The 15,177-nt window shown below is 66.5% G+C and carries 19 protein-coding genes and 1 tRNA gene; 6 read left to right on the forward strand and 14 right to left on the reverse strand.

Annotated elements, in window-relative coordinates:
* Positions 1-49: 49 nt before the first annotated feature.
* Complete coding sequence (locus GGR13_RS01645; RefSeq protein ID WP_183211714.1) at positions 50-316, forward strand: hypothetical protein; 267 nt, start codon at positions 50-52, stop codon at positions 314-316.
* Here the strand turns inward: GGR13_RS01645 and GGR13_RS01650 are convergent, their stop codons facing one another.
* Together GGR13_RS01650 and cobT are read right to left on the reverse strand one after the other, a co-directional pair.
* Complete coding sequence (locus GGR13_RS01650; protein WP_183211715.1) at positions 317-1,252, reverse strand: esterase-like activity of phytase family protein; 936 nt, start codon at positions 1,250-1,252, stop codon at positions 317-319.
* A gap of 22 nt (positions 1,253-1,274) precedes the next feature.
* The gene (gene cobT / locus GGR13_RS01655; protein WP_183211716.1) at positions 1,275-3,170 is read right to left on the reverse strand and encodes a cobaltochelatase subunit CobT; all 1,896 of its coding nucleotides are present in this window, start codon (positions 3,168-3,170) and stop codon (positions 1,275-1,277) included.
* Between the two features lie 113 nt (positions 3,171-3,283).
* Between cobT and GGR13_RS01660 the strand changes: the two genes are divergently transcribed.
* Positions 3,284-3,979 (forward strand): DUF599 domain-containing protein, encoded by a 696-nt coding sequence (locus tag GGR13_RS01660; RefSeq protein WP_183211717.1) that lies wholly within the window; start codon positions 3,284-3,286, stop codon positions 3,977-3,979.
* Positions 3,980-4,245: 266 nt separating this feature from the next.
* Here the strand turns inward: GGR13_RS01660 and GGR13_RS01665 are convergent, their stop codons facing one another.
* Complete coding sequence (locus tag GGR13_RS01665; RefSeq protein WP_246347629.1) at positions 4,246-5,175, reverse strand: N-formylglutamate amidohydrolase; 930 nt, start codon at positions 5,173-5,175, stop codon at positions 4,246-4,248.
* Between the two features lie 71 nt (positions 5,176-5,246).
* Between GGR13_RS01665 and cpdR the strand changes: the two genes are divergently transcribed.
* Together cpdR and GGR13_RS01675 are read left to right on the forward strand one after the other, a co-directional pair.
* A complete protein-coding gene (gene cpdR / locus GGR13_RS01670; protein WP_183211718.1) occupies positions 5,247-5,603 on the forward strand; it encodes a cell cycle two-component system response regulator CpdR in 357 nt (118 codons plus the stop codon).
* A 117-nt stretch (positions 5,604-5,720) separates the two neighbouring features.
* Positions 5,721-5,795: transfer RNA gene (locus GGR13_RS01675), tRNA-Val, on the forward strand.
* An 80-nt stretch (positions 5,796-5,875) separates the two neighbouring features.
* Here GGR13_RS01675 and GGR13_RS01680 read toward each other — a convergent pair.
* Positions 5,876-6,187 carry a hypothetical protein gene (locus GGR13_RS01680; protein ID WP_183211719.1) on the reverse strand — a complete coding sequence of 104 codons (312 nt, stop codon included), beginning with the start codon at positions 6,185-6,187 and terminating at the stop codon, positions 5,876-5,878.
* A 102-nt stretch (positions 6,188-6,289) separates the two neighbouring features.
* Positions 6,290-6,538: a hypothetical protein gene (locus tag GGR13_RS01685; protein WP_183211720.1), complete on the reverse strand. Its 249-nt coding sequence runs from the start codon at positions 6,536-6,538 to the stop codon at positions 6,290-6,292.
* A gap of 316 nt (positions 6,539-6,854) precedes the next feature.
* Here GGR13_RS01685 and GGR13_RS01690 point away from each other — a divergent pair, with 316 nt between their 5' ends.
* Positions 6,855-7,085 (forward strand): hypothetical protein, encoded by a 231-nt coding sequence (locus tag GGR13_RS01690; RefSeq protein WP_183211721.1) that lies wholly within the window; start codon positions 6,855-6,857, stop codon positions 7,083-7,085.
* A gap of 12 nt (positions 7,086-7,097) precedes the next feature.
* Here the strand turns inward: GGR13_RS01690 and GGR13_RS01695 are convergent, their stop codons facing one another.
* The 9 genes from GGR13_RS01695 to GGR13_RS01735 all read right to left on the reverse strand — a co-directional run bounded on the left by GGR13_RS01695 (position 7,098) and on the right by GGR13_RS01735 (position 14,035).
* Entirely contained in the window at positions 7,098-7,418 is a 321-nt protein-coding gene (locus tag GGR13_RS01695; RefSeq protein WP_183211722.1) for a 2Fe-2S iron-sulfur cluster-binding protein, read from the reverse strand.
* Between the two features lie 2 nt (positions 7,419-7,420).
* Positions 7,421-8,224 carry a succinate dehydrogenase iron-sulfur subunit gene (locus GGR13_RS01700; RefSeq protein ID WP_183211723.1) on the reverse strand — a complete coding sequence of 268 codons (804 nt, stop codon included), beginning with the start codon at positions 8,222-8,224 and terminating at the stop codon, positions 7,421-7,423.
* 9 nt (positions 8,225-8,233) lie between these two features.
* Complete coding sequence (sdhA, locus tag GGR13_RS01705; protein ID WP_183211724.1) at positions 8,234-10,018, reverse strand: succinate dehydrogenase flavoprotein subunit; 1,785 nt, start codon at positions 10,016-10,018, stop codon at positions 8,234-8,236.
* Between the two features lie 3 nt (positions 10,019-10,021).
* Positions 10,022-10,429, reverse strand: a complete 408-nt coding sequence (gene sdhD, locus GGR13_RS01710; protein WP_183211725.1) for a succinate dehydrogenase, hydrophobic membrane anchor protein — start codon at positions 10,427-10,429, stop codon at positions 10,022-10,024.
* On the reverse strand, positions 10,426-10,875 hold the full coding sequence (gene sdhC / locus GGR13_RS01715) for a succinate dehydrogenase, cytochrome b556 subunit (protein ID WP_246347630.1): 450 nt from the start codon (positions 10,873-10,875) through the stop codon (positions 10,426-10,428). Before sdhC ends, sdhD begins: the two co-directional genes overlap by 4 nt.
* A gap of 193 nt (positions 10,876-11,068) precedes the next feature.
* Positions 11,069-11,815 carry a hypothetical protein gene (locus GGR13_RS01720; protein WP_183211726.1) on the reverse strand — a complete coding sequence of 249 codons (747 nt, stop codon included), beginning with the start codon at positions 11,813-11,815 and terminating at the stop codon, positions 11,069-11,071.
* 72 nt (positions 11,816-11,887) lie between these two features.
* Positions 11,888-12,328 (reverse strand): HIT domain-containing protein, encoded by a 441-nt coding sequence (locus tag GGR13_RS01725; protein WP_183211727.1) that lies wholly within the window; start codon positions 12,326-12,328, stop codon positions 11,888-11,890.
* A 2-nt stretch (positions 12,329-12,330) separates the two neighbouring features.
* On the reverse strand, positions 12,331-13,233 hold the full coding sequence (locus GGR13_RS01730) for an SIMPL domain-containing protein (protein WP_183211728.1): 903 nt from the start codon (positions 13,231-13,233) through the stop codon (positions 12,331-12,333).
* Positions 13,234-13,258: 25 nt separating this feature from the next.
* Positions 13,259-14,035: an EcsC family protein gene (locus tag GGR13_RS01735; protein WP_183211729.1), complete on the reverse strand. Its 777-nt coding sequence runs from the start codon at positions 14,033-14,035 to the stop codon at positions 13,259-13,261.
* Positions 14,036-14,190: 155 nt separating this feature from the next.
* Here GGR13_RS01735 and mdh point away from each other — a divergent pair, with 155 nt between their 5' ends.
* Complete coding sequence (gene mdh / locus GGR13_RS01740; protein ID WP_183211730.1) at positions 14,191-15,153, forward strand: malate dehydrogenase; 963 nt, start codon at positions 14,191-14,193, stop codon at positions 15,151-15,153.
* The last annotated feature ends 24 nt before the right edge of the window (positions 15,154-15,177 follow it).

Below are 15,177 nucleotides of genomic sequence, written 5' to 3' on the forward strand. Positions count from 1 at the left end.
CCTGACCCCGGGAGTGCATTGTTCTCCGATCTTGGATCGGGGGTTCAGCATGTCCGTGACTATCGTCGGCGCCGTAGCGGCGGTTCTGCTGTCTCAGCAGGTCACAGTCATGGAGAACCGCTCCGTCAGTCCACCGCGGACCGCCGTCAGCACCACGGATTCCAGCACCACCCGGGTCTGCCGGATGGAGCGGGTGACCGGATCCAATTTCTCGCGCCGCGTCTGCCGCACGGCCGCAACAGAGGTTCGCGAGCGGACAGAGAGCCAGGAAAGACTGCGGCGGATGCAGGGCTCCCGGCTTCCGGACGGCAACTAGTCAGCGCGCCAGATCGAACGCCAGCAGCAGGGTCCGCTGCAGCGGATTGTCGTTGTCGTCACTCAGCAGATAAAGCCGCGTGCCCTTCGCCGTCGCGACGGCGGCGATCCCCTCCATGTTGTCGACGGAGGCGGGTGGGCGAAGCGTAATGAGGACGGGCCCAAGGGTGCCGTCCTCCGACAGCCGACGGACCCGAGCGCGCATGTCCAGCGGGGGCGAAAAGCTGCGCTCGACGATGAACCAGCCCCCGGACGGATCGCGATCGGCCCCGGTCACGCGAAAGCCGTCGGCTCCGATCGCGGGATAGGCGGGCAGCGCCGCGCAGCCCGCACCGCGGCAGACCCACCCCCCGGACTCCTCGCCCAGGACCAGCCAGCCGTCGTTCCCGGCCGAGGCCAGCCCCTCCATCCCGCCATTGTCCGGAAAGATGACTGCGGGGTGGGAAACGGGGACAGGTCGCGCCGTGGCCCCGCGGCCATAGTTCCAGATGCGGTGATCGCGCTCGAAGCTGACAAGGACGGATCCGTCGTCGAGGATGGCGATCCCCTCGGCATCCGCCCTCGGCTTGGGTGACAGGACAGCACCGTCCGGATCGATCAGCGGGCGCAATGTTGCGCCCGCAATCCCGCTGAGCCGATCCGCGGGGTCAGTGACCAGTCGCATCCGGATCAGGGTGCCAAAGTCGCTGACAGTCCAGGCCGTATCGTCCACGACCTTCAGGTCGGACAGGCCGTGCAACTCAGGGCCTCGCAGGGTCAGGCCACCGGCATAGGTGACGCCCTCGGCCAGGGTCGCCCCGACCGGCCCCAGAGGCGTGGCTCGCGCCTCGATCCGGACCGGACGGTCGCCCGTGTCACTGTCCAGCGGTCGGCTGGTGTCGATCCCGGCGCAGGCGGCCGCCAGCAGCAGGGCGGACACCAGACCGAGGCGCGCCATGGCCCGCATCACGGGACCGGCATCATGCGGCCCGCCGCATGCGGCCACCCGGCCGGGCCTTGCCGGTGGCGACGGTCTTGGGGGCAGCCTCGAACAGCTGGGCCAGGTTCTCGATCATGACGCCGCCGAGCTGCTCGACATCGACGATGGTGACAGCGCGCCGGTACCAGCGGGTGACGTCGTGGCCGATGCCGATAGCCACCAGTTCGACCGGGCTCTGGGTCTCGATCCGCTCGATCACCTGACGCAGGTGCTTGTCCAGATACAGGGCGGCATTGGCCGACTGGGTCGAGTCGTCGACCGGTGATCCGTCCGAGATGACCATCAGGATCTGCCGGGCCTCGGGCCGGGCCAGCAGCCGGTCATGCGCCCAGGTCAGGGCCTCGCCGTCGATGTTCTCCTTCAGCAGGCCCTCGCGCATCATCAGGCCCAGGTTCTTGCGCGACCGACGCCAGGGCGAGTCGGCCGCCTTGTAGATGATGTGGCGCAGGTCGTTCAGCCGGCCCGGCATGGACGGCTTGCCGGCGCTGATCCAGGCCTCGCGCGCCTGGCCACCCTTCCAGGCGCGGGTGGTGAAGCCCAGGATCTCGACCTTGACCCCGCACCGCTCCAGCGTCCGGGCCAGGATGTCGGCACAGACCGCCGCCACCATGATCGGCCGCCCCCTCATGGAGCCGGAATTGTCCAGCAGCAGGGTGACGACCGTGTCGCGGAAGGGGCTCTCGCTCTCGGCCTTGAAGCTGAGCGGGCTGGTCGGATCGGTAATCACACGGGTCAGGCGGGCGGTGTCGAGCACCCCCTCCTCCAGATCGAACGACCAGGACCGGTTCTGTTGCGCCATCAGGCGGCGCTGCAGCTTGTTGGCCAGCCGCGCCACGACGGACGACAAAATGGTCAGCTGCTGGTCCAGCAGGGCGCGGAGCCGCTCCAGTTCGCTGGGGTCGCAAAGGTCGGCGGCGTCGACAACCTCATCATAGGCGGTCGTGAAAACGCGATAGGCCGACGCATCGCGTCCGTCATCAGCGTTCGCCTGCCGGTTTGGCAGGGCACCTTCGTTCATTTCCGGCCCGTCGTCGGAGGCGTCGCCGTCCATCTCGGTCGGGGTGCCCTCGGAACGGCTGTCGCGTTCCTGATCGGCGTCGGGATCTTCGGACGAGCCGTCCATCGACTGGCCGCCCTCGCCGCCGCCCTCGTCCTCCTCGTCCTGCTCCTGTTCGTCGGAGGGTTCGGGCTTCTGCGGATCGGGTTCGTCCTCGCCCGCGTCGTCGGAGGAGTCCTCGCCTCGCCCGTCGCCGGGATCCATGTCCAGGGCGACCAGCACATCCTTCATGGCGCGACCGAAGGCGTCCTGATCGTTCGCCGTCAGGGCCAGCCGGTCGAGTTCTGACCCGGCGCGGCCCTCCAGCCCGGCTCGGACAAGGTCCAGCATGGCCCGGACGCCTTGGGGCGAAGCTTCTCCGGTGACGCGCTCGCGCACCAGAAGGGCGACGGCCTCGGCCACGGGGACGCGCTCGGCCTCGGCCCGGAGCGCCCCCATCTTCTCGAGCCGGTTGACGAGGGCGGCATTCATGTTGGCCCGCACGCCGGCCAGCGACTGGGAGCCATAGGCCTCGACCCGGGCCTGCTCCACCGCTTCGAAGACGTCGGCAGCGCGGGTATCGGCCGGCCTGAGCCGGGCATGCAGACCCGCGTCGTGATTGGCCAGCCTCAACGCCAGCCGGTCGGCCTGACCCCGCAGGGCCGCGCTCTCGGGACCCGACGGATCGCGCGGCGGATGGGGCAGGGTCAGCTGATGGTTCGACAGGCGCGGCCCATCCGAACCGAACACGACCTCGAGCTCCGACTGCTCGGCCAGGGCCCGGGCCGCATGCGCCAGCGCGCGCTTGAAGATCTCGGCGGGAGTATCATTGGGGGCCATGGCGCACACATAACGCAAGCGCACGGAAGAGGAAGCGCCGGGTCTGTCGCATCTGTCACCGAGGTGCCCTATCTTGTGCGGGTGCGAAGCGAACCGAGGACGCAAGACCGACGATGACCTGGCTGGATTGGGCGGCGCTCGTACTCTTCTTTATCTGCTGGCTGGGCTATGGGCCGCTGCTGAAGCTGCTGGCGCGCGGGTCAGGCTCGCTCAACGACGACATGCTCACCGTCCGTCAGGCCTGGATGACGGCCATGACACACCGGGAGATGCGCCTGCTGGACAGCCAGTTGCTGGGGCATTCGATCAACTCCGGCTCCTTCTTCGCATCGTCCAACCTGCTGCTGATCGCGGCGGTGGGCGGGATTCTGTTCGGCGGTCAGGGTGCCCTGGAAGGGTTTGCATCCGTCGGGGCGGAGGACGTGCCGATCCAGTTGCTGGAGGCCAAACTGGCCCTCGTTCTGGTGTGTCTGGCGCGCGGGCTGCTGGATTTCATCTGGTCCATCCGTCAGATGAACTATGCCCTGGCTCTGATCGGCGCAGCGCCCGAAGTGCATACCGAGCACGACAAGGTCGCCTTCGGCAAGGCCACCGCAGACGTCCTGAATCCCGCCCTCAGCGCCTTCAGTCAGGGGGTGCGGGGCTATTATTTCGCATTGGCGGCAGCCGCCTGGCTTTTCGGTCCCCTGTGGCTGGCGCTGGGCGTCGCTTCGGCCTTTTCCCTGCTGGTCTGGCGTCAGGCAGGATCTCCGGCCGCGCGGGCGATCCGGACCGCAAAACGCCTGCTGGATGCGAACACGACGCCGTAAATGGCGGGTTCGCAACTGCAATATTTCCGCGCGAAGGGAAATGCGGCAAGATCATGCACTGAAAACGTCTGCATGCTGTCGGAATGGGCAGAAAACATCGTAACCAGCCGTGATGACGATTATGAAATCCCATCTTGACGCATTGTGCATCGCAACCTAGTTTTCCTGTGACGCCTCCGGGCGTCTTGCCCTTCCTGGGCGTTTCCTCCCTATAGACTTTTAAAGCCGCGCCCTCGGGCGCGGCTCTTTTTTTGCCTGAAGACAGGTCAGAGACGCCAGTCGTCGGCCGCGAGGCTGGCGATGATCCGACCCAGCGCCGTCCGGGTCCGGTCATAGTCCGCCGACGGCTCCAGACGCAGCTCGTCGAAATAGAGCGCGCGGTTCAGCTCGATCTGGATCGCCTGGAACCCGGCTTCGGGCCGTCCCCAGATCTGCGTCGAGTACCCCCCCGCATAAGGCTGGTTCAGGCCCACGATCCAGCCGAGACCTTCGAACAGAGCGCGCAGTCGCCGCGTCACCCGGGCGGAACAGGATGAGCCATGCCGGTCGCCAATCACCACATCGACACTGCGCGAGGATCGCCCACCCCTGCCGCGTCCCTGGCCGCCGGCGGCGCGCGACGGCATCGAGTGCCAGTCCATCAGGATCGCCACGCCGCGGGATGCGCGCGCCGCCTCCATCCTCTCGGCAAGCGCCGCATGGTAGGGCTCATGGACACGCGCCACCCGCCCCTTCGCCTCCTCCAGGGTAAGGCGGCGATCATAAAGCGCCGCCCCATCCCCCGCCCGTCGGGCGATAACGCCGAAACCCGCCTGGACCTTGGCACTGCCAGGGCCCACCCCCGGGCAGTCCTCGATCAGGGCAGGATCCAGTTCGTCCGGTGCCCGGTTCAGATCCAGATAGGCGCGGGAAATTCGCCCGGCGATGACCGGGATGCCCACATCCGGAGCCGATGAGATGAGCCGGTCCACCAGGGCATCCTCGGCACTGCGCAGACTGGTCGGCGCCAGGCCTGCGACCGGCCCGAAATCGTCCGGCAGCAGCGCACCCGAGTGGGGCGAGGCGAACACCAGGGCTCCCGCCTCGCCGGCAGGCAGGGTCAGGTCGAAGGGGGTCACCGGATCGGGAGCGGACGACATCATTGCTCCGGCCATACCGCGATTTGCCGGTCCATCCACAGCGACGGCTTCGCCCATACGGTGATTTTCATGGCTGGTTTACCGTTCCGGACCTAGCGTGACGCTCGATTCCGGAGACGACCCACGCCATGGCACGCATACTTCTGGCTGAAGACGACGCATCGCTGCGCGGATTTCTCACGCGGGCGCTGGAGCGGGCCGGGCATCAGGTCATCGATTGCGAGAACGGGGACGACGCCATCGACGCCCTGGAGCACGGTCCCTATGACCTGCTGCTGACCGACATCGTCATGCCGGGCGCCGACGGGATCGAGGTGGCTCGCGTGGCTGCCGCCCGCCAGCCTGGCCTGCGCATCATGTTCATCACCGGCTTTGCCGCCGTCGCCCTGTCTGCTGCCCAGGCCAGCCCGCAGGCCAAGGTGCTGTCCAAGCCCGTTCACCTGCGCGACCTGGTCAATGAAGTCGACCGGATGATCGCGGCCTGAAGGACGGGTTCGGGGCCATCGCCCCAACTTCGTCCGAAAAGGGCCTTGCGATTGGCCAGAGGTGCGGGGTATAGACCGCTCCTTCCCGTTCCGGGGCGTTCCCGGAACCGTCTTGGCGGATGCGTAGCTCAGCGGGAGAGCACCTCGTTGACATCGAGGGGGTCACAGGTTCAATCCCTGTCGCGTCCACCATTCCTTTCCTTCATTCCAGCGTCTGGCCGCTACGGGCGGCGAGCGCTTGTGTAGGTTTGAAGATAGCCGCCTCGCCTGTATCAGCCAGCCTTGCGGACGACTGTTTCCGAAGCCGCAGATTGACGAAACCTGGCGCTCCTTTGTGAACCTGGCGCTCGGGTGGCGCGAACCGGTTTTCGCTCGGGCCAGGCACTGGGGAAGCCCTTGTTCCCGTCGGCAAGACTGCCGACAAAGCGCTCGCCATAATAGAGGAAGATCGTCTCGTAGCCGACCCAGTAGAGCGCCCGGTCTGCCATTGCTGTCATGGCTGAAACGTCGTCGGCCGCTGCGAGCACACAGACATCGGCCCCCATCTTGCCGGGCAGGTTCACGATGCAGAAGTAACAGTCCATGCGCTCACTCCGGGTACTGATCGACGAATGACGCAGCCGTCATCCGGTTCCATCAAGACCATGTGTGATTGCCGCGATCGCGCGATGTTTCAGAGCGGCCTGTCAGCCTGAGGGGGCAGCCCCGGGAGGCTGCAGTCCGGGATCCAGCGAGACCCGACCCCCATGCGGTCTGTCGCGATGCAGTTCGAAGCGCGCCTTGCCGCCTTTGCGGACGGCGATCGAGGAAAAATCGCCACTCAGGAGCAAACGAAGTTCTGCCAGCGAACGCGCCTCGTCGTCATCGCGGGCCGCAACCTCCTCGATCGTCCGATGGCGATCAAGGCCATCGATCAGGAACTCGTAGCTGGTCATCACCCCCTCCTGCCGCCGAGCCACAATCCGCCATCTTCCGTCGACCGGCATTATCCTGCGTCAACATTCTGCAGATTTCTTCAGGGTGCCTACCTTGAAGAGATTACCGATCCTGGTGGCGTCAGGGCCGTCGGGCCCCGCGGTCGGATACTCGTGGAGGCGACCCGCCTGATCGCTGCGGCCGGCGTCCTGGCATCGCGGCGGCCGTCCGGGCCCAGGCTCACTTGTCCACGGGTTTCGAAGACAGCTGTGTTCCGTTTTTGTTCTCGCCGTCATAGGCTGCACGCGGGTCGGCAGCCCGATGGAGACACATGACATGAATGACCGCGCACTGGCTGACTTCCTCAGCGCCCTGGATGCCGATCTGGCCCGACAGGACGAGGCCCTGTCCGACCCCATCAGCCTGATCGGATCAGGCGAACGGATGTACCGTGCCATGGAGCGACTGGCCCAGGCCGGGGTTGGCGACGAACAGGCGGCCGAACTTCTGAGGGCCGACGTCGAGCGTCGGGCCTGGATGTCGGATCAGGGGTACGGGATGGCGTGACGCCGACGGGCGTCAGTGCTGGCTTTGCGGCAGGCGAACGATCAGGCCGTCCAGCGCATCGCTGACCCGGATCTGGCAGGACAGGCGCGAGTTCGGCTCCACCGTTTCGGCGAAATCGAGCATCGACTCTTCCATCGCCGACGGTTTGCCCGCCACGGCGACCCAGTCGGGATCGACATAGACGTGGCAGGTCGCGCAGGCACAGGCCCCGCCGCAGTCCGCGTCGATGCCCGGGACGTTGTTCCGGATCGCGCCTTCCATGACGGACAGGCCCGGCTTCACGTCCACCGTATGCTCTTTGCCATCGTGCTCGATGTAGGTGACCTTGGCCATGATCAGGCGGGCTGCTTCACGCGGTCTGCCGGACGATTGACCATCAGCTTCTTGGTCTCGGCAATGGCCTTGGCCGGGTTCAGCCCCTTGGGACAGACCTGGGCGCAGTTCATGATCGTGTGGCAGCGATAGAGCTTGAACGGGTCCTCGAGATCATCGAGCCGCTCATTGGTCTTGTCGTCACGGCTGTCGGCGATCCAGCGGTAGGATTGCAGCAGGGCTGCGGGGCCCAGGTACTCGGTCTGGTTCCACCAGTAGCTCGGGCAGGACGTCGAGCAGCAGGCGCACAGAATGCACTCGTACAGCCCGTCCAGCTTGGCCCGGTCTTCCGGCGTCTGCAGACGTTCGGTCGTCGGATCGACGTCGTCGGACTGGAGGTAGGGCTTGATCGAGTCGTACTGGGCGTAGAACAGCGTGAGGTCGGTCACCAGATCCTTGACCACGGCCTGGTGCGGCAGGGGCGCGATCGAGATGTTGTCGCCCGAGCACTCGTCCCAGCCCTTGGTGCAGGCCAGGGTGTTGCGGCCGTCGATGTTCATCGAACAGGACCCGCAGATGCCCTCGCGACAGGACCGGCGGAAGGCTAGGGTCGGGTCGATCTCGTTCTTGATGTAGATCAGGGCGTCCAGAAGCATCGGACCGTGATTGGCGGTCGGCACCTCGAACGTGTCCCAGCGCGGATTGGCATCCACCTCGGGATCATAGCGATAGACCTTGTAGGTCTTGACGTCCTTCGAGCCCGGAGCCGCCTTGTGGACGCGGCCCTTGGTCGGCTTGGACTGGCGGGGGAGAGTGAGTTCAACCATCGTCGGACCTCAGTAAACCCGTGCCTTGGGCTTGATGTACTCGATGTCGGTGGACATCGTGTACTCGTGCACGGGGCGGTAATCGATCAGCACGCCGTCGCCCTGGGTCTTCCAGGCCAGCGTGTGCTTCATCCAGTTCTCGTCGTCGCGGTCGGGGAAGTCCTCGCGGGCGTGGGCTCCTCGGCTTTCCTGACGGTTGGCGGCGCTCTCGATCGTGACCAGGGCCTGATCGATCAGGTTGTCGTACTCCAGCGTCTCGACGAGATCGGTGTTCCAGATCAGGCCGCGATCGGTGGTGCGGATGTCCTGGCCGCGCGCATGGATGTCGCGCAGCTTGGCGACGCCCTGGTCCAGGGTCTCGCCCGTGCGGAACACGGCCGCGTCGGACTGCATGGCCCGCTGCATCTCGAGACGCAGCTTTGCGGTCGGGGTGTCGCCATTGGCATGACGGAAGCGGTCGAAACGCGCCATGTGACGGTCGGTCGAATGGGCCGGGGCGTCAGGCACCTTGGCGGCCTTGTCCACGACCTCGCCGGCGCGCAGGCCGGCAGCGCGACCGAACACGACCAGATCGGTCAGGGAGTTCGAACCCAGACGGTTGGCGCCGTGCACGGACACACAGGCCGCCTCGCCCACGGCCATCAGGCCGGGCACGACGGTGTCGGCATTGTCGCCGACCTTGGTCAGGACCTCGCCGTGATAGTTCGTCGGGATGCCACCCATGTTGTAGTGAACGGTCGGCAGGACCGGGATCGGGGCCTTGGTCACATCGACGCCGGCAAAGATCTTGGCCGATTCCGAGATGCCCGGCAGGCGCTGGTGCAACACCTTGGGATCCAGGTGGTCGAGGTGCAGATAGATGTGGTCCTTGTTCGGACCGACCCCGCGGCCTTCGCGGATCTCGATGGTCATGGACCGGCTGACGACGTCGCGGCTGGCGAGGTCCTTGGCCGAGGGCGCATAGCGCTCCATGAACCGCTCGCCCTCGGAGTTGGTCAGATAACCGCCCTCGCCCCGCGCGCCTTCGGTGATCAGGCAGCCGGCGCCATAGATGCCGGTCGGGTGGAACTGGACGAACTCCATGTCCTGCAGCGGCAGGCCGGCGCGCAGGACCATGGCATTGCCGTCACCGGTGCAGGTGTGGGCGCTGGTGGCCGAGAAATAGGCGCGGCCGTAGCCGCCGGTGGCCAGGATCACCAGCTTGGCGCGGAACCGGTGCATGGTGCCGTCGTCCAGCTTCCAGGCGGTGACGCCCGTGCAGGTGCCGTCCTGCATGATCAGGTCGAGGGCGAAATACTCGATGAAGAACTCGACCTCGCGGCGCACCGACTGGCCATACAGGGTGTGAAGGATGGCGTGGCCGGTTCGATCGGCGGCAGCACAGGTGCGCTGCACCGGGCCCTCGCCATAGTTCTTGGTCATGCCGCCGAAGGCGCGCTGGTAGATCTTGCCGTCGTCGGTGCGCGAGAAGGGCACACCCCAGTGTTCCAGCTCGTAGACGGCCTTGGGGGCCTCGCGGACCAGATATTCGATGGCGTCCTGGTCGCCCAGCCAGTCCGACCCCTTGACGGTGTCGTACATGTGCCATTTCCAGGAATCCTCCCCCATGTTGCCAAGCGAGGCGGAGATGCCGCCCTGGGCCGCCACGGTGTGCGAGCGGGTCGGGAAAACCTTGGAGACGCAGGCGACCTTCAGGCCCTGCTGCGCTGCTCCGAGCGCGGCCCGCAGACCCGATCCCCCGGCTCCGACGACGACAACATCGTATTCGTGATCGACGAATTCATAGCTGGCCAAGGTTCAGGCTCCGAGACCGGCCGGCAGCGGGGCTGAGCCCAGCGCCAGTCGGGCGATAAAGAACACGCTGGCAAGCGCCAGCAAAAGGCAGATCAGGGTGTTGAGACCAAGCAGCAGCTTCAACGTCCCCGCCTTGTGGATATAGTCCTCCACGATGACTTTCACGCCCATCTGCATATGCCAAAGCGTCGCAACTAGGGTGACGGCCAGCAGGGCGGCGTTCACCGGGCTGCGGAACCAGGCCAGCGCACCGTCATAGCCCCCGCCGGACAGCGTCGCTGCGGCCCACAGCCCCCAAAGGGTCAGCGGGACCAGGATCAGGGCCGAAAGACGCTCGGCCTTCCATTCGCCTGCGCCGTGATTCTCGGAGACCTTGACGCCGTTGCGGTACTGACTGGTGGTGCGGCTCACAGCGAGACCCTCCCGGCGGCAAACAGATAGGCCCAGAAGGCCAGGGAGGCGACGACACCGAATGCGATCGAGCCCCACGACAGGCCGTCTGCCGCCTTGGGAGTCAGGGCCGCTCCGGCATCCCAGATCAGATGCCGGACACCGGCCGCGAAATGATAGAGCAGGGAAACGGTGAAGCCGAACCAGACGAGCAGGCCCAGCGGCGACCCGGCCAGGCCGACGAAGGTGGCATAGGCCTCGGCCCCGCTGGCCAGGGCCGCGATCCAGGCGACGACCAGAATCGCACCGACATACAGGGCACTACCGGTCACGCGGGTAAGGATCGAGGCCAGCATGGTGACATGCCAGCGCCAGACCTGAAGATGGGGCGACATGGGGCGGGGGCGACCGTTCGGCTGCATGACGTGACCGGTGGTCACGGCAGACGAGTCCTTGGCATTCGACATGCGAATATTTCTCAAATCTTCGAAGAAGTCTGGCGTGGGAGCGCGCGCACAGGCTTTAGGGAACCCCGACCACGGGTGTCAACGCGACCTTTCCCCCCTTTATGCCCTCAAGGCCTAACGACCGGTGCCTGAGCACACTTTTCGTCAGGACCAGGCCGTGAACGGCAAGCCGCAGCGTCCGGGCCCGGATGGATCAGGCCAGATCGCCTGACGACGACGCCTTGCCGGCTGGCAGACCACGTTTGGCCCAGGCGTTCGTGTGTTTCAGCCGCCAGTAGATCATCAGGCCGACGCCCACGATCGTCGGTACCGCCCACATCGCCGGATTGAAGGCATGGTGCGGAAAGAGTCGGACGGCTCCAAACGCAAGGAACGCCGTATAGACCGAGATGCCGGCCCCCAGCGACGCCTGGAAATGCTGCATCAGGAACTCCATCCGCGGCGGATGATCCCTGAATATGAAATGCAGATAGATGACGGCCGACGCCAGACCTGCCGTCGCCACGCCGACCATCAGATACTGCCCGATGATGAAGCCCTGCACGGCGCAGTTCAGGGCCGCGACGATCGTCAGGACCTGCAGAGAAACATTGAACCAGTGCCGGTTCCCGCTGTGTGCCGACTTGTTGCGCACGACCGAAAGGCCGTGCCATGCGAGCCCGATGGTCAGGACGGCCAGATAGAGCATCATCCAGCCGAACAGGCCGCGAATGAGGGGCACATCCGTGAGTTCGGGATGGGTCGGTAGCGGCGCGATCAGGGTGCAAAGCCCCATGCCGATCGCCGAGGTCCCGGTTGCCATCATGCTGTAGGCGAACAGACGCCCCCATTTCCTGTGATGGTGCGCCCCCTTGCGGGCGATCACCGGCACCCAGAAGAGTACCAGCCCGGTGGCCCCGCTGATCACATGGGCGACAACGAAAAGATCAAACAGCAGCATTGGTGTTGACGCCCTGGACGGTCCCGATCCCGATCGTGCCCTGCTCCAACCTTCATGAGCATCGGCCCGGCGTCAATCCGGCAACCGGTCTGCAGGCGGGGCACGCCGCACATGGCTGATCACCACATCCAGGGCATCGGCGCGATAGGGCTGGCCCCCACCCCGGCCCCAGACGGGATCGGGCCACAGGCCGTCATCCCGCCGGCGACCCACGACATGGACATGAAGCTGGGCCGTGACATTGCCGAGGGCGGCGGTGTTCAGCTTGTCGATCGGCCGGCCCCCGGCCTCGCCAAGCGCGCGCACGACCTGCCCGGCCCGGACGATCTCCTCCATCAGCACGGCCCGCTCGCCTTCGCTCAGGTCGGCCAGTTCGACCGCCGCCGCCACGCGAGGGATCAGGATCAGCCAGGGGAAGCGGGCATCGTCCTGCAGCCGCACATGACAGAGCGACCAGTCATCCACAAAGACCGACCCGGCCTCGAACGCCGGGTCGGCAGCAAAATCCGGCATCCTCAGTTCAGGCCGTAGACGACGCAGGCCCGGTCGCTCAGCTCGCGCAACGGCGGCTGCAGGGCCAGGCGCGCGGCCTCGATGGCGGCCTCGCTAGGGGCCGCTCCGGGGGCCGGGGGCGGGGGTGGCGGGGCCGGTGCGAACGCAGCTTCGCGCGCCACCCTGGAGCCGGTCACCACGATATCATCGGCATTGACCGTCGTGGCCAGCCCGGCTCCGCCCCCATAGGACGGCCAGCCGGCGAGGACATCGGTCTCGCAGGCCCGCCCCGTCGGATCGATGACCCGGACGGACCCCAGCGTCGCCCCCGCATTTCCGGCTGCGGCGCGGGCGCGATCCGCCGCGTCCTTGACCGCCTGGCCGGCCAGCCAGGTCTTCACGGCATTGTCGGGTTCCAGCTGGAAATAGACCGGGCTGATCGAGGTCGGCTGGGCCGCCACCACCGTGGCATAGACACGTTCCAGCACCGCCGTGTCGCGGATGGTCAGGCTGACGGTCGCCGTGGCCTGATAGCGTTCGATCCGGTCGGCCCGGACGTTGTCACGCAGGTTACCGTTCTCGTCACGATACTGGTCATACAGGGGCTGGGTCTGGAGCGTCGTTTCGACCCGCACCTTGTCGACGCCGTACTGGGCCAGCGTCTGGCTCAGCGCCCGGACCCGGTCGGCGGCCTGGCGCGAGGCGTCGGCGACGCTGCGCTCCACGACCTGGAAGCTGCCGTTGAAGCCGGCCCGGTTGGCTGGCACCTCGGTACGGACATGACCGATCGAGGCGATGACAGGGTCCCGCATCCACCAGGGGGCCGGAACATTGGCCTGGCCGATCGTGGCCGGCGGCGTCTGGGCCATCGCCATCGACGGCATGAGGGTGCCGGCGATCAGGGCGGCGAATGTGAGCAAGCGCATGGGTCGGTCTCCTGGGTGATTGAAATCAGCTAACGCTGTCGGCGGCCGCCGGTAAAGCCAGCCCGGGGGCCCGCATCCGCCACGCGTTCATCGCTGTCCGCCCCAGATGATCGACCAGCCGGTAGTTCACCACCGCGCCGACCGGGGCTCCGATGACCGGGATAAGCTGCGCCAGCTTGGCGAGATCGATGTAGTCCCGGTACTCCAGCTGGAATTTGCGCCAGTCGAACTCATCCAGGGACGCGGGCTGGTTTACCCCGGCGATCCAGTCCTCCAGCCGGGCCAGGACCTCTGGCCGATGCCGGGCGCTGGAGAAGGCCAGCTGGAAGACGTGGAGGATATACAGCCGCTCGCGCCAGTCCGAGCCGTCGTGGCCGTACAGGGCGGCGATCTCGAACAGCATCTTGACCTTCAGTCCCATCAGGACCGGGAAGTCCGCGGCCGCCAGCAGAAAGCCACCGGCCCCTGCGACACCCCCTTCGACGCTGGCGGTGGTGCGGTAGAAGCCGATCTGGTCCCGCACACGGACCTCGCGCGCCTGCAGGGTGGCAAAGGTCAATGGACGGGCCGAGGTCCAGCCCGAGCCCGTCAGAATCCCGTGGGTCATCTGTTCGATGGCCTTTGTCACCACCGCATGGACCTTCTCCGGGATGGCCGAGTTGATCCGGTCCTGCACCCCGCGCGTGGCGCGGTCCCAGACGCCGGGCCCCCGCAGCACATGGCGCTTCCACGCCTCCAACTCGGCCCGGGCCGAAGCCTCGTAGGTCGCTTCGAAGCCGGGATCGGTCAGGGTATCGGTCATCGGGACTCCATGGGCCGACAGGGCGACCAAAGCCGCAACGCCCGACGCTTGCAGGGGTTCGCCTGCGGGTCTAGACCGCCGCCACGCTTTTCCTCTCCCAACCCCAACCACCGGCCTCGACAGCGCCAAGCGCGACCGGGCCGAGGAGACTGCATATGGCTCGCGCGAAGATCGCCCTCATCGGCGCCGGAATGATCGGCGGCACCCTGGCCCACGTCGCGGCGCGCGAAGCGCTGGGTGACGTGATCCTGTTCGACATCGCCGAGGGCACCCCCCAGGGCAAGGCTCTGGACATCGCCGAGGCCACGGCCGTGTTCGGTTCGGATGTCTCGCTGAAGGGGGCCAATGCCTATGAGGACATCGCGGGCGCCGACGTCTGCATCGTGACCGCCGGCGTGCCCCGCAAGCCGGGCATGAGCCGCGACGACCTGATCGGCATCAATCTGAAGGTCATGAAGGCCGTCGGCGAGGGCATCAAGGCCCATGCCCCCAACGCCTTCGTCATCTGCATCACCAATCCGCTGGATGCCATGGTGTGGGCCCTGCAGAAATTCTCGGGCCTGCCCAAGGAGAAGGTCGTCGGCATGGCCGGCGTGCTCGACTCGGCGCGGTTCGCCTACTTCCTGGCGGAAAAGACCGGCGTGTCGGTCCAGGACATCCATGCCTGGACCCTGGGCGGTCACGGCGACGACATGGTCCCGATGGTGCGCCATTCGACGATCGGTGGCCTGCCCCTGCCGGACGCGGTCGCAGCGGGTCTTCTGTCGCAGGCCGACCTTGACGCCATCGTCGACCGGACCCGCAAGGGCGGCGGCGAGATCGTGGCCCTGCTGAAGACCGGATCGGCCTTCTATGCCCCGGCCGAATCCGCCATCGCCATGGCCAAGAGCTATCTGCTGGACCAGAAGCGCGTCCTGCCCTGCGCCGTCTGGCTGTCGGGTGAATACGGCCTGTCGGACCTCTATGTCGGCGTGCCCGCCCTGATCGGCGCCGGCGGGGCCGAAAAGGTCATCGAGTTCACGACCAACGATGACGAGAAGGCGATGTTCGAGAAGTCGGTCGCCTCGGTCCAGGGCCTGATTCAGGCGTGCAAGGACATCGAGCCCTCGCTGGTCTGATCGACCTCCGGAAATGCAGAAGGC

This window comes from Brevundimonas variabilis (assembly GCF_014199945.1).
Taxonomy (GTDB): Bacteria; Pseudomonadota; Alphaproteobacteria; order Caulobacterales; family Caulobacteraceae; genus Brevundimonas; species Brevundimonas variabilis.